The following is a 20,613-nucleotide window of genomic DNA, read 5'->3' as shown; positions in this document are numbered from 1 at the left end:
TAGAATTGAACTTGAACTGCGAGCTGCGCGGGATACGTATCGGCCCGACACGCCATTATTCCCGGCGCAGCTTTCAACCAATCACTGAGACTGTAAGACGCTGACGCGAATCAGGCCGCACCGCCCTCTTCACCGCCGTTGCCACCTTCAGCGGGACCTTCGGCGTCACCTTCCGTATCGCCCTCCGCCTCAGCAACCTGTTGCAGACCAGAAAGCTTGGTCCCTTCGTCAAGGCTGATGAGTGTAACACCTTGGGTTGCGCGCCCCATTTCTCGAATTTCCGACACGCGCGTACGGATCAGGACGCCGGTATTGGTGATCAGCATGATCTGCGCTTCCGGATCCACCAGCGTGGCGGCGACGACCTTGCCGTTACGCTCCGACGTCTGGATCGCGATCATGCCCTTCGTACCGCGGCCGTGACGGGTGTACTCGGTAATCGGCGTGCGCTTGCCGTAACCGTTTTCCGTGGCGGTGAGCACCGACTGCTGCTCGTCGCCGGCCACCAGCAACGCGATCACGTTCTGGCCGTCTTCAAGCTGCATGCCGCGCACGCCGCGCGCCTCGCGGCCCATCGGACGCACGTCGTTCTCGTCGAAGCGAACCGCCTTGCCTGAATCCGAGAACAGCATCACGTCATGCTGGCCATCCGTAATGGCAGCGCCGATCAGGTAGTCGCCGTCATCCAGACCGACCGCAATAATACCTTTGCGCAACACGCGGCCAAAGGCTTCCAGCGGCGTCTTTTTTACAGTTCCTAACGCGGTGCCCATAAAGACGAACTTGTCTGCCGAGAATTCCTTGACCGGCAGGACAACCGTAATCTTTTCGCCTTCCTGAAGCGGGAAGATATTCACGATCGGACGGCCGCGCGAGTTCCGCGAGCCTTGCGGCACTTCGTAGACCTTCACGCTATAGACCCGGCCGCGATTCGAGAAGCACAGAATATGATCGTGCGTGTTCGCGATGAACAGCGTATCGATCCAGTCGTCCTCTTTCATTGCCGTGGCCTGCTTGCCGCGACCGCCGCGCTTCTGCGCGCTATATTCGGACAACGGCTGCGATTTCACGTAGCCGGCGTGCGACATGGTCACGACCATTTCTTGCGGCGTGATCAGGTCTTCCGTGTTCAGCTCGGTCGCGTTCATCTCGATCTTCGAGCGGCGCGCGTCGCCGAATTCGGCTTTGATCGACGTGAGTTCGCCGACGATGATCGCCGTAATGCGCTCCGGGCGAGCCAGAATGTCCAGCAGGTCGGCGATTTGCGCCATGACTTCGCGGTATTCGCCGATGATCTTGTCCTGCTCCAGGCCGGTCAGGCGCTGCAGACGCATCTGCAGAATTTCCTGAGCCTGGGTGTCGGACAGACGGTAGAGGCCGTCCGACTGCATACCGAACGACGGATTCAAACCGTCCGGACGGTAGGCCTCGCGGCCACCCACCGACGCGTTTTCCGTCTCGGCGCGCGACAGCATTTCGCGAACCAGCGACGAATCCCACGGACGCGCCATCAATTCCTGCTTGGCGATCGGCGGGGTCGGCGCGGCCTTGATGATCGCGATGAACTCGTCGATGTTGGCGAGCGCAACGGCGAGACCTTCGAGCACGTGGCCGCGTTCGCGCGCCTTGCGCAGTTCGTATACAGTGCGCCGCGTCAGCACTTCCCGGCGATGCGACAGGAAGCACGACAGCATTTCCTTCAGATTCAGCAGCTTCGGCTGGCCGTCGACCAGCGCGACCATGTTCATGCCGAAGGTGTCCTGAAGCTGGGTCGCCTTGTACAGATTATTGAGGACGACTTCCGGCACTTCGCCGCGCTTGAGCTCGATCACGACGCGCATGCCGCTCTTGTCGGACTCGTCGCGGATGTCGGAAATGCCCTCGAGCTTCTTCTCGTTGACCAGTTCGGCAATGCGCTCCAGAAGTGAGCGCTTGTTCACCTGGTACGGCAATTCGTCGACGATGATCGCCATGCGCTGGCCGCGGTCGATTTCCTCGAAGTGCGTGAGCGCACGCATCACCACGCGGCCCCGGCCGGTGCGATAGCCGTCGCGCACGCCCGCCACGCCATAGATGATGCCGGCGGTAGGGAAATCAGGCGCCGGAATGATCTCGATCAGCTCGTCGATCGTGGCTTCCGGGTTCTTGAGCAGATGCTGGCACGCGTCGACAACCTCATTAAGGTTGTGCGGCGGAATGTTGGTCGCCATGCCGACCGCGATACCGGACGAGCCATTGATCAGAAGATTGGGAATGCGCGCCGGCAAGATGGCCGGTTCGTTTTCACTGCCGTCGTAGTTCGGCGTGAAGTCGACCGTTTCCTTGTCGATGTCGGCCAGCAGTTCGTGGCCGATCTTCGCCATGCGGATTTCGGTGTACCGCATTGCCGCGGCATTGTCACCGTCGACCGAGCCGAAGTTGCCCTGACCGTCCACCAGCATGTAGCGCAGCGAGAAGTCCTGCGCCATCCGGACAATGGTGTCGTAGACAGCCGTGTCGCCGTGCGGGTGATATTTACCGATGACGTCGCCGACAATACGCGCCGACTTCTTGTAAGCCCGGTTCCAGTCGTTGTTCAGTTCGTGCATCGCGTACAGCACGCGCCGGTGAACCGGCTTCAGGCCATCGCGAACATCGGGAAGCGCACGCCCTACGATCACGCTCATCGCGTAATCGAGATACGAACGGCGCATTTCCTCCTCTAGGGAGATTGGCAGAGTCTCTTTGGCGAATTGATCCATTATCCGTATCTTTTACGTGCCAAGGCGACGGCTTAACCACATTGCGCCGCGCCTTCGCGTAAGCATTGCAGGCGCAATGCATCACACGATTCTAACATGCCGCGAATCCGGCCCCGGCTGACCTACGTATACCTATTAGTGGGATGCACGCAAAGCGCATCTCGACCCACTCATTTTTGAGATGCAGCAGGCTCGATTCGTGCGTGGGGCAAATCGCCGCTCAGCCAAGACTGGCGGTGCCTCCAGACGATTACTTCTGTTGCGCATGCACCACAATTGGTGGGCGTTTTGATGGGGGGCAGATTTTTTTATCGTCAGAAGGGAACGATATGGCAAAATGCCAACGCACAAAGAGTTAGACACTGCTCGAAGTCTACACACCGCGTTTTTTGTTCCGCACCAATGTTATACTTCGAGCAATGTATGACTGGTCTTCGTCAACAGGCTCGCAGTAAACCTGCGGTAATCTCAATTTCGAGAGGAGAAATATGAATAAACTTTCAAAGCTCGCGTTCATTGCAGCTACCGCAGTTATGGCTGCATCCGCCATGGCGCAGTCGGTGCCGGCGTCGCGACAAGCTACCAACGACAACTGGGTGAATGGTACTGGCGAATACGTGTGGATGAACGGCACGAACGAGCTTTGCTGGCGCGATGCATTCTGGACGCCGGCAACGGCCAACGCAAAGTGCGATGGCGCGCTGGTTGCCCAGGCTCCGACGCCGCCGGCTCCGGTCGCACCGCCCGCACCGGCTATCACGAGCCAGAAGATCACGTATCAAGCTGACGCACTGTTCGACTTCGACAAGGCAATCCTGAAGCCGGCTGGCAAGGAAAAGCTGGACGATCTGGCATCGAAGGTCGGCTCGCTGAACCTGGAAGTCATCGTTGCAACGGGTTACACAGACCGCATCGGTTCGGACAAGTACAACGACCGTCTGTCGCTGCGCCGTGCTCAAGCTGTGAAGGCATACCTGGTCAGCAAGGGCATCGAATCCAACCGTATCTATACGGAAGGCAAGGGCAAGCGCAACCCGGTCACGACCGGTTGCAACCAGAAGAACCACAAGCAACTCGTCGCCTGCCTCGCACCGGATCGTCGCGTGGAAGTCGAAGTTGTCGGTACTTCGAAGCAGTAAGCTACAAATTACCGCAGTATCAAAGCCCCGCTTCGGCGGGGCTTTTTTTATGCCCGATCTCCGCGCACTGTCGCGTAGCGGCACCCGGCCGGATATCGACGGAGCGTCATTTTGCCGCCCCGTCCCGCGCCCTATATACTCCGGGTTTATCCTCGAGCGCCCGCTCACCGCTCACATCGAGGCAGCTTCCGCCATGACCAACGCCGATCCCCACGAACTGCAGAAATTCAGCGACCTCGCGCATCGTTGGTGGGACCCGAATGCCGAATTTAAGCCGCTGCACGAGCTCAACCCGATTCGCCTGAGCTGGATCGACGCTCACGCGCATCTTGCGGGCAAGAAGGTGCTGGATATCGGCTGTGGCGGCGGCATCCTGTCCGAATCGATGGCCGGCCTGGGCGCGCACGTGAAGGGCATCGACCTCTCGACCCAGGCACTTGGCGTCGCAGATCTTCACAGTCTTGAAAGCGGTGTAACGGTCGATTACGAAGAAATCGCCGCTGAAGCGCTTGCCGCCCGCGAGCCCGGCACCTACGACGTCGTAACCTGCATGGAAATGCTTGAACACGTGCCGGAGCCTGCCGCGATTGTCGAAGCCTGCAAGACGCTGGTGAAGCCGGGTGGCTGGGTGTTCTATTCCACGTTGAACCGCAATGTGAAGTCGTACCTGTTCGCCGTAATCGGCGCCGAATACATTGCCCGGATGCTGCCCAAGGGCACGCACGACTACGCGCGCTTCATTCGCCCCTCGGAATTGGCGAGCTTCGTGCGCGCCGCAGAGCTGCGTACGGTCGATATCAAAGGCATCGTCTACCACCCGCTCGGCAAGCATTTCGCACTGTCCGCCGACACGAGCGTGAACTACATGCTCGCCTGCCGCCGCGACGCCTGATCTGCCCCGACCCGCCGGACCTATCGAATCAATGAGTGATCCCACGCCCCTGCCCCAACGCGAAGACAACGAAGACGCCCTCGGTCTTTGCCAAGCCGTCCTGTTCGACCTCGACGGCACGCTAGCCGACACGGCGCCCGATCTCGCGGCGGCCGTCAACAAAATGCGCCACGATCGCGGGCTCGAGATGGTGCCGCTTGAAAACCTCAGGCCGCTTGCGTCCGCGGGCGCGCGCGGGCTGATCGGTGGAGCGTTCGGCATTGGCCCCGACAATCATGAGTTCGGCTCGATGCGCGAGGAATTTCTCGCCAACTACGAAGCGGACCTGTGTATCGAAACCACGCTGTTTCCCGGCATTCCTGAATTGCTGGACGAACTCGACGCACGCGGCGTGCGCTGGGGCATCGTCACGAACAAGGTTGCACGGCTGACCGAGCCGCTGATCGCGCAACTCGGCCTTGAGGAGCGCGCCGGCTGCGTCGTGAGCGGCGACACGACTGCGCATGCGAAACCGCACCCGGCGCCGTTGCTGCACGCCGCGCGTGAGCTCGACGTAGAGCCGGAGCGCATCGTCTACGTCGGCGACGACCTGCGCGACGTGCAAGCGGGTTTTGCGGCCGGCATGAAAACCGTGGCGGCCGCCTACGGCTATTGCGGCAACGATATTCCACCGACGCAATGGCACGCCCAGCATGTGGTCCAATCACCCGCCGAATTGCAGCGGCTGCTGCGCGACCTCGGCTAACGTGCCGTGCGGCGGCAAGCCCATGCAGCGGGCCGCCGCGCGTGTCACGTCAATAAGCTACGCCAATGAGTCAGGACGTGGCCGTCAATCTATTGTAAAATCTACGTTGGCTCAGTATTTTGAGCAACGAACCGCGGGGGCGACCTGGTTTCGACAGGGGTTGCGAAGCGGCTAGGGCATGTCGAGGACCCGTCACCTCGTTAATCAATGGGAAAAACGTAACTGCAAACGACGATACGTTCGCACTGGCAGCCTAAGGGCCGCCGTCCTCTGCCTAGTTCACTGACGGGCTAGTGTCGCAAGACCGGTAGCAATACCGACAGAGGTCATATACGTCAGTTAAGCCTTGACGGAGTCACGACGTCCGGGTCGAAAAATTAGTGAATCGCCGTAGTGCAGCGTGTTCGTCCGCGTCGCTACGGTTAAATCAAATGACAGAACTAAACATGTAGAACTGGTCGTAGAGTGCTTCTGGACGCGGGTTCGATTCCCGCCGCCTCCACCAAACACCTTGCAGGCAGCAGCAATTGTTTTATCAAGAACCCCGATAGTGTCAGGCTCTCGGGGTTTTTTGTTGCTCGATCGCCTGCCCGCCCTGCCGCCTTGCAATTCTTCACGACTGCAATATAAAAAGGGAATCTGTCGTTTCTCTCGCAAGGCATTGGCATCGAGTGGAATAAACGCAGCCACTCAATCGTTACGTCTTCACGCGCGCGCACGCCGCGTCTCGCGTGAGACCAACACCAAGATCAGGAGCCGACATCATGCGCAAAACCCTCTTCTGCCTCGCCCTCCTCGCACTGCAACAAAGCGCATTCGCCGAAGCGCCCAAAGTCGCCGACGGCCGCCTTGTCACCGCGGACGGCATGACGCTCTACACCTTCGACAAAGACACCACGCCCGGCACGAGCGCCTGCACCGGCGGCTGCATGAGTCTCTGGCCGGCGGCCATGGCCAGCGCGTCGGACAAACCATCCGGCGACTGGACGCTGATCGCGAGCGCCGACGGCAAGCAGCAGTGGGCGTACAAAGGCCATCCGCTGTATCACTACTCGGGCGACAAACAGGCGGGAGATATGAAGGGAGAAGGCTTCAAGGACTTGTGGCACACCGCGAAGCCCTAAGCGGCCAACACAAAATCACAATCGCGCCAGGCTAAAGCTGGCGCCCAAATGGAAAGCGCCGGCAGACCGCCGGCGCTCTCAACAGCAACGGACTGATCTGTCCGCTTACTCGTCTTTAGGACACTGCAGATTGCAACCGTTCGGATCGCCCAAATCGCCGCGTTTGCGCATGGAAGATGTTTTGCCATGCTGATATTTGTCCGAGGGCGCCGATGCGGCAAACGGCATTTGCGGATGTTCGGCAAGGCGGAACTGGTCTTGCAATATCCCGCCCGGGACACCCGGCGAATTCTGTGCGAATCCAACTGAAGCGGTGGCGAGAAGCGCACCGGCCGTGGCAACGGCAGCACAAGCGTGAAGGAGAACTTTCATAGTGATCGGCACGGCGTAGCGCGTGGTTTAAGCGGAATCGGGAGTGTAAAGAGTATCCCAAACGGACGCCATGCGCAGCGAGGATCAGCGCTTTCTGGTTACAGCGTCTTACGCCCGCGTTTCGCCGAGACCTTCATCAGGATCGACCAGCTTGCCGCAGTCCCGCGGATCGTAGCCTTCGAGTTGCTCGACGCGTTGCCGGAACGCGCTGCTGCGCAGTAAATCGATCACGCTGGCGAGCGGCGCGCGCTCGAGGCGCGCACGGTCGCAGGCGAAATAATAGTCTTCGTCGACAACCGGAATGAAGTCGAGCCCGAAATGATGCGCCGCGGGCTCCACGCCGAAACCCACATCAGCCATGCCGCTTGCGACGAACGCCGCAATCGCGGAATGTGTCAGTTCGGTCGACGCATAGCCGTTGACCCGGTCCGGATCTACCCCGACTTTCCGTAGCGCGAGATCGAGCAGCATGCGCGTGCCGGAGCCCGGCTGCCGGTTGACGAAGCGGATGTCGTCGCGCGCGAGGTCGCTTAGGCCCGCGATGCCTCTGGGATTGCCCTTGCCGAGGAAGAGCCCCTGTTTGCGCCGCGTCAGATGCACGAGCACGTGACGCTGCGGATCGAGCCAGCGCCGATAGGTATCGGCGCACACAGCGCGAAACTCGCCGAGCGGCAGATGGAAGCCGGCCAGATCGCACTCGCCGCGCGCAAGCGCACTGACCGCGTCCGCACTGTCGCGATACTTGATGTCGACCGGCAGATTGTTCGCCACCAGCGTCGTCACCAGCGCGGCTACCGCATAACCGTGCGACGCGTGAATACGCACGTCGTCGGCGGGAGGCGCGAGCCAGCGGTTCAGATCGCTGGCCACCTCGCTCGCGAGCGCCTGCATGTTGCCGTCGAGCCGCTCGCCGCACAAACGCTGTGCGCGCAACACGGCCTGGCCGAGATCGGACAGCACCGAGCCGCGGCCGCGCTCCTTCGCGATCAACGGACCGCCCAGGCGCTCTTCGATGCCGCGCAGCAACCCCCATGCGTGACGGTAGGACAAACCCTTAAGCGCCGCCGCCTGCGCGATGCTGCCGGATTCGTTCACCAACGCGAGCAGCGGCACCACGTCCGACAGGCTTGCCTCACGGCCGTCCGGGCCCTTCACCACCAACTGCGCCTGGCATTCGATCCGGATCATATATGCTCACCTCTTTCCTATTGCACAGGCCGGCGCACCCGCCTATTGTTCAATTATTCCCTATTGAATATACGAAGCATAAGTGCACACATTATGAATAACAAGTGCATATATGACTTTGGAGGAGCCCCCACTTGGACGATTCCATCGCCGTCGCGCCGGACCAACTCGTGCAGCGTCACGCACAGCCAGGCAGGTCGTTACTGGCAGTCTTGCACGCGATTCAGGACGAGCTCGGCTACGTGCCGCCCGCCGCGGTCGCACCGCTCGCGCGTGCCATGAACCTGTCGCGCGCGGAAGTGCACGGCGTGATCACCTACTACCACCACTTCCGCACGCAGCCCGCCGCGCCAGTCACGGTGCAACTTTGCCGCGCGGAAGCCTGCCGCAGCATGGGCACGGAAGCGCTTGCGCAGCATATCGAGGCGCACACCGGCTGCCGGTTTGACGTCCATCACGACGCTGAACATCAGCACGGCGCAACGGTGGAACTGGAATCGGTGTACTGCCTCGGACAATGCGCGCTCTCACCGGCGCTCATGCTCAACGGCACGCTGCACGCCAAAGTCACGCCTCAGAAATTCGACGCGATTTTCGCGGCCGCCAGCAAGCGCGTGGAGGTGACGGCATGACACGGATCTATGTCCCACGTGATTCGTCGGCGCTGGCACTTGGCGCGGATGAACTGGCCCAGGCGATCGCAACGGAAGCGACCCGCCGCGGCATTGCAATCGAAATGGTTCGCAACGGCTCGCGGGGCCTGCTGTGGCTCGAACCGCTGGTCGAAGTTCAGACGCCTGAAGGCCGCGTCGGCTACGCGAATGTCGAAGCCGGCGAAGTCGCCGCGCTGTTCGACGCCGGCTTCACGGAAGGCGGCGCGCATGCCCGGCGAGTCGGGGTGGTCGACGAGATTCCATATCTGAAGAATCAGCAACGCCTGACCTTCGCCCGCATCGGTATCACAGACCCCCTTTCCATCGACGACTACGTCGCCCACGGCGGCCTCGAAGGCCTGCGTCAGGCGCTGCAAACCGACGGCGATGCCGCCTGTGAAGCCTTGATCGAATCCGGCCTGCGCGGCCGTGGCGGCGCGGCGTTCCCGGCCGGCATCAAATGGCGCACGGTGCGCGCTGCCAAGGCAGCTCAAAAGTACATCGTCTGCAATGCGGACGAAGGCGACTCCGGCACCTTCTCCGATCGCCTCGTGATGGAAAGCGATCCGTATGTGCTGATCGAGGGAATGATCATCGCGGGTGTCGTGACGGGCGCGACGGTCGGCTACATCTACGTGCGCAGCGAGTACCCGCATTCGATCGCCACGCTCGAAGCGGCTATCGCCAAAGCGCGCGCCGCCGGCTGGCTCGGCGACAGCGTGCTCGGCTCGACGGCGCATCGCTTCGATCTGTTCGTCGCGAAAGGTGCCGGCTCGTATGTCTGCGGCGAGGAAACTGCACTGCTCGAATCGCTCGAAGGCAAACGCGGCATCGTGCGCGCGAAGCCGCCGGTGCCGGCGCTCGTCGGTCTTTACGGTCAACCGACCGTGATTAACAACGTCATCACACTCGCCACCGTGCCGATCATCTTCGCGCGCGGCGCGGAGTTCTACAAAGACTTCGGCATGGGACGCTCGCGCGGCACACTGCCGTTCCAGCTGGCGGGCAACGTCAAGCAAGGAGGCCTCGTCGAACTCGCATTCGGCGTGACGCTGCGCGAATTGCTCTACGACTACGGCGGCGGCACGGCGAGCGGCCGTCCCGCGCGCGCCGTGCAAGTGGGCGGCCCGCTCGGCACGTATCTGCCGGAAAGCCAGTGGGATATTCCCATGGACTACGAAGCCTATGCGGCGGTCGGCGCGGTAGTCGGCCACGGCGGGCTTGTCGTGCATGACGACACGTCGAATCTCGCCGAACTCGCGCAGTACGCCATGCACTTCTGCGCGCTCGAATCGTGCGGCAAATGCACGCCATGCCGGATCGGCTCGACGCGCGGCGTCGAAGTCATCGCCCGGATTCGCAACGGCGATACGTCCACCCGCCAGGTGCAATTGCTGCGCGATCTGTGCGACACGATGGTGTCCGGTTCGCTCTGCGCGATGGGCGGCATGACGCCGTACCCGGTGCTGTCCGCACTCGACCATTTCCCGGAAGACTTCGGTCTCGCCAACGTGTCCAATCACGCGCCCAAAGCTGCGGCCTGACCCAGGAGCCCACAACATGTCCGACATGCTCAACTCTCCCACCGGCGGCTGCGGCTCTGGCAATTGCGCGTGCAAGTCGCAGGCCCTGCAAGCACAGCAGCGCGCGGCCCACTCCATTTTCGACGAGACGGACTACGGCACGCCCGCTCGCCACGCCGATGTCGACGTCACGCTCGAAATCGACGGCCAGTCCGTGACCGTTCCCGCCGGGACCTCCGTGATGCGCGCCGCCGCCGAAGCGGGTGTGAACGTGCCTAAGCTCTGCGCGACCGATTCGCTGGAGCCGTTCGGCTCGTGCCGCTTGTGTCTCGTGGAAATCGAAGGCAAGCGCGGCTACCCCGCCTCGTGCACGACGCCGGTCGAGGCCGGCATGAAGGTGCGCACGCAGACCGATCGTCTGCAGTCGCTGCGCCGCAACGTGATGGAGCTGTACATCTCCGATCACCCGCTCGACTGCCTCACCTGCCCCGCCAACGGCGACTGCGAGCTGCAGGACATGGCGGGCGTCACCGGCTTGCGCGAAGTGCGCTACGGCTTCGACGGCGCGAATCACCTGAAGGACAAGAAAGACGAGTCGAACCCGTACTTCACGTACGACCCGTCGAAGTGCATCGTCTGCAATCGCTGCGTACGCGCGTGCGAGGAAACGCAAGGCACATTCGCGCTGACCATCACGGGGCGCGGTTTCGAATCACGCGTGGCGGCGAGCGAGAACCAGCCGTTCATGGACTCCGAGTGCGTGTCGTGCGGCGCGTGCGTGGCCGCATGCCCAACCGCCACCTTGCAGGAGAAGACCGTCATCATGCTCGGCCAGCCCGAGCATTCGGTCGTCACCACGTGCGCGTATTGCGGCGTCGGCTGCTCGTTCAAGGCGGAGATGAAGGGCAACGAAGTCGTGCGGATGGTGCCGCACAAGAACGGCCAGGCCAACGAAGGCCACGCCTGCGTGAAGGGCCGCTTCGCGTGGGGCTACGCGACGCACAAGGACCGCATCACCAAGCCGATGATCCGCGCGAAGATCACCGATCCGTGGCGCGAGGTCAGCTGGGAAGAGGCGCTCAACTATGCAGCCTCGGAATTCCGCCGCATCCAGGCCAAGCATGGCCGTGATTCGATCGGAGGCATCACGTCCTCGCGTTGCACGAACGAGGAAACGTATCTGGTGCAAAAGCTCGTGCGCGCCGCGTTCGGCAACAACAACGTCGACACCTGCGCGCGCGTGTGCCACTCGCCGACCGGCTACGGCCTGAAGGCCACGCTCGGCGAATCGGCCGGCACGCAGACCTTCGCTTCGGTCGATAAAGCCGACGTCATCATGGTGATCGGCGCGAACCCGACCGACGGCCATCCGGTGTTCGGCTCGCGCCTGAAGCGCCGCGTGCGCGAGGGCGCGAAGCTGATCGTGGTGGATCCGCGGCGCATCGATATCGTCGATACGCCGCACGTGAAGGCGTCGCATCATCTGCAATTGCGTCCGGGCACCAACGTGGCCATCGTGAACGCGCTGGCGCATGTGATCGTCACCGAGGGCCTCGTGAACGAAGCCTTCGTCGCCGAGCGCTGCGAGACGCGCGCGTTCGAACAATGGCGCGATTTCGTCGCGCTGCCGGAGAATGCGCCCGAGGCGACCGAAGCGGTGACCGGCGTGCCGGCGCAAGCCGTGCGCGAAGCGGCCCGCATCTATGCCACCGGCGGCAATGCCGCGATCTACTATGGTCTCGGCGTCACCGAGCACGCGCAAGGTTCGACCATGGTAATGGGCATCGCAAACCTCGCGATGGCCACGGGCAACGTCGGCCGGGAAGGCGTGGGCGTGAATCCGCTACGCGGCCAGAACAATGTGCAGGGTTCATGCGACATGGGCTCGTTCCCGCACGAACTGCCGGGCTACCGGCACATCAGCGACACGGTCACGCGCACGCTCTTCGAAGACGCCTGGAACGTCACGCTGCAACCGGAACCCGGCCTGCGCATTCCGAACATGTTCGACGCCGCCGTGCATGGCACCTTCAAGGGCCTGTATTGCCAGGGCGAAGACATCGTTCAGTCGGACCCGAATACGCACCATGTGTCGGCGGCGCTGTCGGCGATGGAATGCATCGTCGTGCAGGACATTTTCCTGAACGAGACCGCCAAATACGCGCACGTGCTGCTGCCCGGCTCGTCGTTCCTCGAAAAGGACGGCACCTTCACCAACGCGGAGCGCCGCATCTCGCGCGTGCGCAAGGTCATGCCGCCGGTGCCGGGTTACGCCGACTGGGAAGTCACGGTACAGCTCTCTCGCGCGCTCGGCTACGAGATGGACTACACGCATCCGTCGCAGATCATGGACGAGATCGCGCGTCTCACGCCGACTTTCCACGGCGTCTCGTACAAGAAGCTCGACGAGCTCGGCAGTATCCAGTGGCCCTGCAACGAGCAGGCGCCGGACGGCACGCCGACCATGCACGTCGATGCCTTCGTGCGCGGCAAGGGCAAATTCGTGATTACGAAGTTCATCGCCTCACCCGAGAAAGTCACGCGCAAGTTCCCGCTGCTGCTCACGACGGGCCGGATCCTGTCGCAATACAACGTGGGCGCGCAAACACGCCGCACCGAGAACTCGCGCTGGCATGACGAAGACCGTCTGGAGCTGCATCCGCACGATGCCGAGGAACGCGGCATCAAGACGGGCGACTGGGTCGGCATCGAATCGCGCGCAGGGCAAACCGTGTTGCGCGCGAAGGTGACCGAGCGCATGCAGCCGGGCGTGGTCTATACGACGTTCCATTTCCCCGAATCGGGGGCGAACGTGATCACTACCGATAGCTCAGACTGGGCGACCAATTGTCCGGAGTACAAGGTGACTGCCGTGCAGGTGACACCGGTCGAACAGCCGTCGCAATGGCAGCAGGACTATTCGCGCTTCAACACTGAACAGCTCGACCTGCTGCGGCAGCGCGAACTGGCCAACGCGAACTCGGGCAAATAAGGTAAGCCATGGACACACAAAACCTGATCGACATGGCGAACCGGATCGGCGACTTTTTCGATTCGATGCCCGATCGCGAAGAAGCGCTTGCCGGGATCGCCGACCATATCCGTCGCTTCTGGGAGCCGCGCATGCGGCGCGCGTTGCTGACGTCGCTCGACGAACCTGAGGCGGGCGGCATCGAGATGTCGGCTATCGTCAGGGAGGCGCTTGTCAAGCATCGCGAGTCATTGACACCGGCTGCGGCGCCCGTGGTGTAAGCCCGCCCGCGCAAGCAGCACGCGCCGCTGCCTGGCGCTTTGGCGCCGGCCCGGCGTCAAAGCGCGGTTTGCTCGGGAATCTCCCCGCCTACGGTGAACCACGCTTCGCAATGGCGCAGCAGGCCGCTCAGATCGGACCCGATACGGCCGCGCGTGCTGATGTAGCCGTCCGGCCGCACGAGATAGAACGACGGCCGCGTGCGTCCATACGATTCGGAGAGTGGCGGTCCGCCATCGCCGGTGGTGTCCGTGATGCGCCAGATGCGCACCGCGCCCGGCAACATCCTCTCGACTTCCGCCGCCACGCGTTCCAGTTCCGCGTCGGGCGGCGGCTCGTGTTTCGCCGCGGGATCGAGCGGTGTGCCGTCGACGGGCAACGGCGGCAGCAGCAGGAACAGCGAGAAGAACGCCGGGTCGTGCAGATCGAACAGGCAGCCGACGCCCGGCGCGCGGCCAAGCGGTCCGTCCACGACATGCACCAGCGCGTCCGGCGCACGTTCACCGGCGCGCGGTCCACCGTCAAGCACGCGCTCCTGCGTCAGCGGACTGTGCCGATACTGGATCGACAACTCGCTGATGGTCTGGCGCGCGGCATCGCGCAGTGGGCCCAGCGCGGCCAGTACCGGCATGACGCGTTCGCGCAGCAGCTTGAGCGGACCATGATCGGCCTCGGCCATCTGCATGATGAAGCCGGTCTGCCGCAGCACGTCGCGTTCGATCGGATGCCGTTCGAGATGGTACGTGTCGAGCAGGCGGTCGGGGGCCGCGCCTTTCAACACGCGCGCAAGCTTCCAGCCGAGATTGAACGCCTCCTGAATGCCGGTGTTCATGCCCTGCGCGCCAGCCGGGCTGTGGACGTGGGCGGCGTCACCCACGAGGAAAATGCGGCCCACGCGCAACCGGTCCACCATCCGGCTATTCAGATGGAAATACGAGGACCACGCCAGCTCCGACACGTCGACCCGTTGCCGCACGCGCCGGGCAATCAATGCCTTGCATTGCGCGAGCGATGGCGGCGGCACCTGGATCAATGGCGGTTCGCCCAGCACGACCGGCGTCGCGGGCGGCTCGGCGGCCGCAGGTTCGATGGCGTGATCCGCGATCAGACGATGCCGGCCGTGCCCCATCGGAAACAGCGCCATCAGGCCTTCGCCCGATGCGAAGATATGGAACTCGTCGTCGGGCCAATCGGTTTCGGCGTGCAGGTCGGCTAGCAGGAAAGTCTGCTCGAAGGTCTTGCCCGTAAAGCTCAAACCCAGCCGATGACGAATCGCGCTGTGCGCGCCGTCGGCGGCGATCAGGTACGAGGGGCGCATTGTCTCGGTATGGCCGTCCGCGCGGCGCAACGTCGCCTGAATGCTGGCGGATCCTTGCGTGAACATGGTCAGTTCGACGCCGCGCTCGATCGTCACGCCGAGCGTTGCGAGATGCTCCGTCAGCAAGCGCTCCGTCACGGACTGATCCAGAAACAGCAGATACGGATAGCGCGTATGCAGCGGATCGAAATCGAGCTGCGCGAGACGCGTGCCGTTGGAAAACAGATTGGCAATCCGCGCGCGATGACCAAGCTCGAGAAACGGCTCGATCAGCCGATGCTGCTCGAGCAGTTCGAGCGTGCGCGCCTGAATGCCGATGGCCCGGGAATACGGGTTCGGCACCATCGCCTTGTCGACCAGACGAACGGGAATGCGGGCGCGCGCCAGACTCATCGCCGCGGCAAGCCCGGTCGGCCCCGCCCCGACGATCAGCACCGGCGGCACATCGGCTGCGGCAGCATCCATGCGGACCTCCCGAGGCAACAATGCGTTCTAGTGTACGCCCGGAGGGCGACCACCTGTGAGGCGCCGGGAACGTGCTCGACGGTGCACCGCATCAATCCCGCGCAGGGGCGCGCAGGGGCGGACGCCGCATCGCCGGCCGCGCTGACGCGCGTCAGTGCGCGCGCGGCAGATGATCCATCGCACAACGATGTTCGGTCGTACCGAGGTCCACTTGCAAGGTCGCGTGCTGCATCGAAAAGCGCTCGCGCAGCATCGCGACGATGCCGTCGATCGACTCGTCGCCGGGATGGCCCGCCGGCATCACCAGATGCGCGCTGAGTGCGTTGCCGGTGGTGGACAGCGCCCATACATGCAGGTCGTGCACGTCGATCACGCCGGGCTGATTTTCCAGGTAGTCACGGATGCCCTGCAGATCGACACCCGGCGGCACGGCGTCTAGCGCGAGGCGCACCGAGTTGCGCAGCAGGCCCCAGGTGCCGACCACCACGACCGCCACGACGAGCAGGCTCATCACGGGGTCGAGCCACGTCCAGTTGGTGTACACGATCACCAACCCGCTCACCGCCACCGCCGCCGAGATGCCAGCATCGGCCGCCATGTGCAGGAAGGCGCCGCGAATATTCAGGTCGTCCTTCTGCCCGCGCATGAAAAGCCACGCGGAAATGCCGTTGACGACCACGCCGATGGCGGCAACCACGAACACCGCGAGGCCCGCCACCGGCGCCGGGTTGATGAGCCGCCCGATCGCCTCGGCAACGATCACGCCGCACGCGAACAGCAGCAGCGCGGCGTTGGCGAGCGACGCGAGAATCGACGAACTGCCGTAGCCGAACGTGTAGTGCCCCGACGGCCGGCGCGTGGCGAGCCAGGCGGCGCCCCAGGCGAGCAGCAGGCCGAGCACGTCGGAGAGGTTGTGGCCGGCGTCGGCGAGCAGCGCGGTGGAATGCGCGAGCACGCCGTAGATCGCCTGCACGACCACGATCGAGATGTTCAGTATGACCGCAAGTGCAAATGCGCGGCCATGCCCGGCGACTGGGGCGTGGGCGTGATGATGACCCGCGTGACTGCCGTGGCCGTGACCATGACTGTGGCCGCGATGGCTGTGGCTGCTGTGCTGGTGATCGGCGTGGGCGCCGCTGCCATGCTCATGGCCTGAATGATCATGTCCATGCGCTTCGTGATCGTGCTGCTGGCCGGATCGATCGCACGCATGTTCCGCATGATCGTCCTCGTGCACGTTCGCGGCGTGGCCGGGTGTGTCTGTTTTTTTCATGACGGGTCCAGAGAATAATCGCCGGCCGGTTCAGCCACGTGCTCGAGCATGCCCGCCAGCATCGCGCTGATGTGACGGTCCGCGGCGAGATAGAACACCTGCTTGCCCTGCCGCTCGGCGCGCACGATCCGCGCCGCGCGCAGCAAGCGCAAATGATGGCTCACGAGCGATGACGACAAGCCCAGCGTCTCGGCAATCGCCCCAACCGCACGCCGTTCGTCGACGCACGCGAGGACGATGCGCAACCGCGTGGGGTCGCCGAGCAGACGAAACAGGTCCGCCAGCGGCGCAACGGTGTCGGCCAGACGGTCGTCGATGATGTCAATCGAGGCGGAAGAAACCATGATGAATGTCGCTACACCAAGAACATATGAATAAGTGTTCACATGTTATAGATATTGAGATGACTGGTCAAATCGGAGCGCGGTCCGGCGAGTGTGGGAAAATGCGCCCTCTGCCTCACCCGAATGCCATCCCCCGTCATGCAACCTGTTTTTGACCGCGCTTTCGCGGCGCATCGTGACGGCCGCCTCGACGATGCCGAACGCGGCTACCGCGCGACGCTCGACGGCAATCCCACGCACGTCGACGCGCTGCACCTGCTGGGCGTACTGCGCCACCAGCAGGGCCAGCACGCCGAAGCCGCCGAGCTGGTACGGCGCGCGGTGAACCTGCGCCCGGAAGACGCCGCGCTGCAGCTGAACCTGGGCAACGCGCTGAAGGCGCTGGGCCAGATCGACGACGCTATCGAACAATTCCGCAATGCGCTGACGCTCGCGCCGTCGTTCCCGATGGCGCACTACAACCTGGGCAACGCATACGCGGCGGTGGGCCGTCATGAAGACGCCGCCGACGCGTTCGAGAAATCGCTGCGCCTGCAGCCGGACGACGCCTCGTCGCATAACAACCTGGGCAACGCACTGCACGCGCTCGGGCGTCATACGGAAGCGATCGAATCGTTCCGGCGCACGCTCGAACTGCGCCCCGGGCATGCCGGCGCGCTCAACAACATGGGCATGTCGCTCAATGCACTGGGCCGCGCCGACGAGGCGGCACCGTGCTTCCAGGCGGCCTTGGCCGCCGAGCCGCGCTTCGTCGCCGCGCACTTCAATCTCGCCAATACCTTCGACGCCACCGGCCGCCATGCGGACGCGGTCGCCTCGTTCCGGGCGGCGCTTGCTTTGCAGCCGAACCTGCCGCCGGCCATCTTCGGCATGGGCAACGCACTCGCATCCGCGGGACGCCATGAAGAGGCGCTGCCGTATCTCGAGCGCGCGGTCGGTCTCGATCCGCAGTTCGCGCTCGCGTGGCTGAGTCTGGGCACCGCACACCAGGCGCTGGGGGCCTACCCGGCCGCGGTCCGCGCGTTCGATCAGGCGCTGCGCCTGATGCCCGACCTCGCCTCCGCACACATGAATCGCGCACTGGCGTGGCTCGCGCAGCGCGATTTCGCGCGCGGGCTGCCGGAGTACGAATGGCGGCTACAAGCCATGGCGAATCCGGTAATCCAGACGCTGCCACGCTGGCACGGCGAGCCGATCGAACAACGTACGCTGCTGATCCATGCGGAGCAGGGTTTTGGCGACACGCTGCAATTCGCGCGCTTCGTCCCGCTGGTTGCACAGCGCGCGGCACGCGTAGTGCTCGAAGTGCAACCGCAGCTGCTGCCGTTGCTGGCACCGGCCGCACAGGCCTGGCGCGTCACGCTGATCGCCCAGGGAACGCCTCGCCCCGCTGCCGATCTCCAATGCCCGTTGCTGAGCCTGCCGCTCGCGCTCGGCACGACCTACGACAGCATTGCGGACCGCACGCCGTACCTCAGCGTGCCTCCCGCGTATGGCCGCAAATGGCGCGGTTCGCTGGGCGGCCACGCAAAACGCAAGATCGGCATTGCGTGGTCAGGACGCATCCAGCAACAGGAAACGCGCTCCATGCCGCTCGCCGCCCTCGAGCCGCTCTTCGCGCTCGAAGGCATCGACTGGATCGTGCTGCAACCCGCGCTGAGCGCCGACGAACGCGCGGCGCTCGACGCGCATCCGCGCGCGGCATCGATTCATCGCTTCGACGGGCGAGTCGGCGATTTTGCGGATACGGCGGCGATCATCGAACGGCTTGATGCGGTGGTGTCGATCGATACGTCCATCGCTCACCTGGCCGGCGCGTTGCGCAAGCCACTGTGGCTGATGCTGCCGTTCGCGGCGGATTGGCGCTGGTTCGCTGGTGATTCGCGCAGCCCGTGGTATCCGGGCGCGACATTGCTGCGGCAGCCGCGACCCGGCGCATGGGGTGACGTCGTCAAAGCGGTCGCAAAGGAGCTTCGCAACGGTTAGCCAGGCGCGCCGTCTGACCTGGCGAGTCCGAGCCGCCGCCGCGCCAAATAAAAATCCCCGCGTTCTTGCGAACGCGGGGATTTTTCGTATAAGCGAAACCGTGAGCCTGTCCGTCAGGCTGTCCGGTACTGATCGCGCGACTCCGGCGTGCGATACAGCACCAGCGTCGCGATCAGCCCGCAAATCGCCGCGAAGCCCAGGAACAAACCCGGCGCAGCCTTGTTACCGGTCGTGTGAATCAGCAGCGTCGAGATAGCTGGTGTGAAGCCGCCGATCGTCGTGGCGAGGCTGTAGGCCAGCGAGAAGCCGGCGGTACGCACTTCGACGGGCATGACTTCGGTCAGCGCCACGACCATCGCACCGTTGTAGCTGCCGTACAGGAACGACAACCACAGTTCGACCGCCAGCAGGCGCGCGAACGACGGATCGGCGACCAGCCATTGCAGCGCCGGATACGCGGTGACAATGGTCAGAATCGTGAAGATCAGCAGCACCGGACGGCGGCCGATACGGTCCGACAGCGCGCCTGAGAGCGGCAGCCAGACCAGATTCGACAGACCGATACAGACCGTGACGATCAGCGTGTCGATTGCCGACAGCTTCAGCACCTCTTTGCCGAAGGTCGGCGTGTACGCGGTGATCATGTAGAACGACACGGTGGTCATGATCACCATGCCCATGCCGCCGAGCACGATGCCCCAGTTCGCCGCCATTGTCTTCAGGATCTCACCCATGCTCGGGCGATGCTTGCGAGCCTTGAACTCCTCTGTTTCCTGCAGCGAACGGCGAATCAGGAACAGGAATGGCACGATCAGGCAGCCGATCAGGAACGGCACGCGCCAGCCCCACGCCGTCATCTGGTCAGCCGGCAGCAGCTTGTTCAGGAACACGCCGATCAGCGCGGCGAACACCACGGCAACCTGCTGGCTGCCCGACTGCCATGAGCAGTAGAAGCCCTTGTTGCCCTTGGTCGCGATCTCCGACAGATACACCGACACCCCGCCCAGTTCGACCCCGGCGGAGAAGCCTTGCAATAGCCGGCCGAAGAGCACGAGCACCGGCGCGAGCACGCCGATCGTCGCGTAACCTGGAATCGAGGCGACCGTGAGCGTGCCGAGCGCCATCAGGCCGAGGGTGAGGATCAGGCCCTTGCGCCGGCCGTGATGGTCGATGTAGGCACCGAGCACGATCGCGCCGAGCGGCCGCATCAGGAAGCCCGCGCCGAACACCGACAGCGACAGCATCAGCGACGCGAAGTCGCTGCCGCTCGGGAAATAGGTCTTGGCGATCGCCGAAGCGTAATAGCCGTAGACCATGAAGTCGTACATTTCAAGAAAGTTGCCGCTGACAACGCGGAATACTGTCTTGACCTTGGATTCTTCGGATTGGGAAGTAGCGTGTGACGCAGTAGACATGACATTCTCTGATTAGCCCGTCGCCGCGAGGTGCAGGGGGCGACAGGCAGTTGAAACGATCCATTGCGTTCGGCAAGTGGATGCCACGGGCGAACTATAGGAAACGCGCCGGGGGCGCCGCACGCTCTTACTGAAAGCGTTGGGCCGGTATCAGGGTAAACGTGGTGAATCACAGGGCCGCCACT

General features: G+C 63.5%; 16 protein-coding genes and 1 other RNA gene. 10 read left to right on the top strand and 7 right to left on the bottom strand.

Features of this window, described 5'->3' with window-relative positions:
- Nucleotides 1-110: 110 nt before the first annotated feature.
- Nucleotides 111-2,741, bottom strand: a complete 2,631-nt coding sequence (gene gyrA, locus A6V37_RS23375; RefSeq protein WP_075643543.1) for a DNA gyrase subunit A — start codon at nt 2,739-2,741, stop codon at nt 111-113.
- A gap of 488 nt (nt 2,742-3,229) precedes the next feature.
- Between gyrA and ompA the strand changes: the two genes are divergently transcribed.
- The 5 genes from ompA (at nt 3,230) to A6V37_RS23350 (ending at nt 6,641) form a co-directional block, all read left to right on the top strand.
- The gene (gene ompA, locus A6V37_RS23370) at nt 3,230-3,880 is read left to right on the top strand and encodes an outer membrane protein OmpA (protein ID WP_064268538.1); all 651 of its coding nucleotides are present in this window, start codon (nt 3,230-3,232) and stop codon (nt 3,878-3,880) included.
- 193 nt (nt 3,881-4,073) lie between these two features.
- Nucleotides 4,074-4,772, top strand: coding sequence for a bifunctional 2-polyprenyl-6-hydroxyphenol methylase/3-demethylubiquinol 3-O-methyltransferase UbiG (gene ubiG, locus A6V37_RS23365; protein WP_064268539.1), 699 nt, complete (start codon nt 4,074-4,076; stop codon nt 4,770-4,772).
- Between the two features lie 31 nt (nt 4,773-4,803).
- On the top strand, nt 4,804-5,517 hold the full coding sequence (gene gph / locus A6V37_RS23360) for a phosphoglycolate phosphatase (protein ID WP_064268540.1): 714 nt from the start codon (nt 4,804-4,806) through the stop codon (nt 5,515-5,517).
- Nucleotides 5,518-5,652: 135 nt separating this feature from the next.
- Nucleotides 5,653-6,022, top strand: a transfer-messenger RNA (tmRNA) gene (gene ssrA / locus A6V37_RS23355).
- A gap of 259 nt (nt 6,023-6,281) precedes the next feature.
- Complete coding sequence (locus A6V37_RS23350) at nt 6,282-6,641, top strand: COG4315 family predicted lipoprotein (protein WP_064268541.1); 360 nt, start codon at nt 6,282-6,284, stop codon at nt 6,639-6,641.
- 105 nt (nt 6,642-6,746) lie between these two features.
- Here A6V37_RS23350 and A6V37_RS23345 read toward each other — a convergent pair whose 3' ends face one another.
- Together A6V37_RS23345 and A6V37_RS23340 are read right to left on the bottom strand one after the other, a co-directional pair.
- Nucleotides 6,747-7,013 (bottom strand): hypothetical protein, encoded by a 267-nt coding sequence (locus A6V37_RS23345; RefSeq protein WP_064268542.1) that lies wholly within the window; start codon nt 7,011-7,013, stop codon nt 6,747-6,749.
- Nucleotides 7,014-7,121: 108 nt separating this feature from the next.
- On the bottom strand, nt 7,122-8,201 hold the full coding sequence (locus A6V37_RS23340; protein ID WP_064268543.1) for a substrate-binding domain-containing protein: 1,080 nt from the start codon (nt 8,199-8,201) through the stop codon (nt 7,122-7,124).
- A gap of 134 nt (nt 8,202-8,335) precedes the next feature.
- On the opposite strand from A6V37_RS23340, the gene A6V37_RS23335 reads away from it, so the two are divergent.
- From A6V37_RS23335 to A6V37_RS23320, 4 genes are read left to right on the top strand one after another with little or no spacing between them, the layout of a single operon-like run.
- The gene (locus tag A6V37_RS23335; RefSeq protein WP_064268544.1) at nt 8,336-8,833 is read left to right on the top strand and encodes an NAD(P)H-dependent oxidoreductase subunit E; all 498 of its coding nucleotides are present in this window, start codon (nt 8,336-8,338) and stop codon (nt 8,831-8,833) included.
- On the top strand, nt 8,830-10,398 hold the full coding sequence (locus A6V37_RS23330; RefSeq protein ID WP_064268545.1) for a formate dehydrogenase beta subunit: 1,569 nt from the start codon (nt 8,830-8,832) through the stop codon (nt 10,396-10,398). The genes A6V37_RS23335 and A6V37_RS23330 overlap by 4 nt, the downstream gene beginning before the upstream one ends.
- Before the next feature lie 16 nt (nt 10,399-10,414).
- Nucleotides 10,415-13,369: a formate dehydrogenase subunit alpha gene (gene fdhF, locus A6V37_RS23325; RefSeq protein WP_064268546.1), complete on the top strand. Its 2,955-nt coding sequence runs from the start codon at nt 10,415-10,417 to the stop codon at nt 13,367-13,369.
- A gap of 8 nt (nt 13,370-13,377) precedes the next feature.
- Entirely contained in the window at nt 13,378-13,629 is a 252-nt protein-coding gene (locus A6V37_RS23320; RefSeq protein ID WP_064268547.1) for a formate dehydrogenase subunit delta, read from the top strand.
- 56 nt (nt 13,630-13,685) lie between these two features.
- Here A6V37_RS23320 and A6V37_RS23315 read toward each other — a convergent pair whose 3' ends face one another.
- The 3 genes from A6V37_RS23315 to A6V37_RS23305 form a co-directional block, all read right to left on the bottom strand.
- A complete protein-coding gene (locus A6V37_RS23315; protein WP_064268548.1) occupies nt 13,686-15,410 on the bottom strand; it encodes an FAD-dependent monooxygenase in 1,725 nt (574 codons plus the stop codon).
- 151 nt (nt 15,411-15,561) lie between these two features.
- On the bottom strand, nt 15,562-16,683 hold the full coding sequence (locus A6V37_RS23310) for a cation diffusion facilitator family transporter (RefSeq protein WP_082902740.1): 1,122 nt from the start codon (nt 16,681-16,683) through the stop codon (nt 15,562-15,564).
- The gene (locus A6V37_RS23305) at nt 16,680-17,027 is read right to left on the bottom strand and encodes an ArsR/SmtB family transcription factor (protein ID WP_064268549.1); all 348 of its coding nucleotides are present in this window, start codon (nt 17,025-17,027) and stop codon (nt 16,680-16,682) included. Before A6V37_RS23305 ends, A6V37_RS23310 begins: the two co-directional genes overlap by 4 nt.
- A gap of 138 nt (nt 17,028-17,165) precedes the next feature.
- Between A6V37_RS23305 and A6V37_RS23300 the strand changes: the two genes are divergently transcribed.
- Nucleotides 17,166-19,013, top strand: coding sequence for a tetratricopeptide repeat protein (locus A6V37_RS23300; RefSeq protein ID WP_064268550.1), 1,848 nt, complete (start codon nt 17,166-17,168; stop codon nt 19,011-19,013).
- A 113-nt stretch (nt 19,014-19,126) separates the two neighbouring features.
- Here the strand turns inward: A6V37_RS23300 and tcuC are convergent, their stop codons facing one another.
- Nucleotides 19,127-20,428, bottom strand: coding sequence for an MFS transporter (gene tcuC / locus A6V37_RS23295; RefSeq protein WP_064268551.1), 1,302 nt, complete (start codon nt 20,426-20,428; stop codon nt 19,127-19,129).
- Between the last annotated feature and the right edge of the window lie 185 nt (nt 20,429-20,613).

Origin of the sequence: Paraburkholderia ginsengiterrae (assembly GCF_001645125.1) — a bacterium.
GTDB lineage: Bacteria > Pseudomonadota > Gammaproteobacteria > Burkholderiales > Burkholderiaceae > Paraburkholderia > Paraburkholderia ginsengiterrae.
The sequence above is the reverse complement of the archived record's forward strand: the minus strand, read 5'-3'. Positions and strand labels throughout refer to the sequence as shown.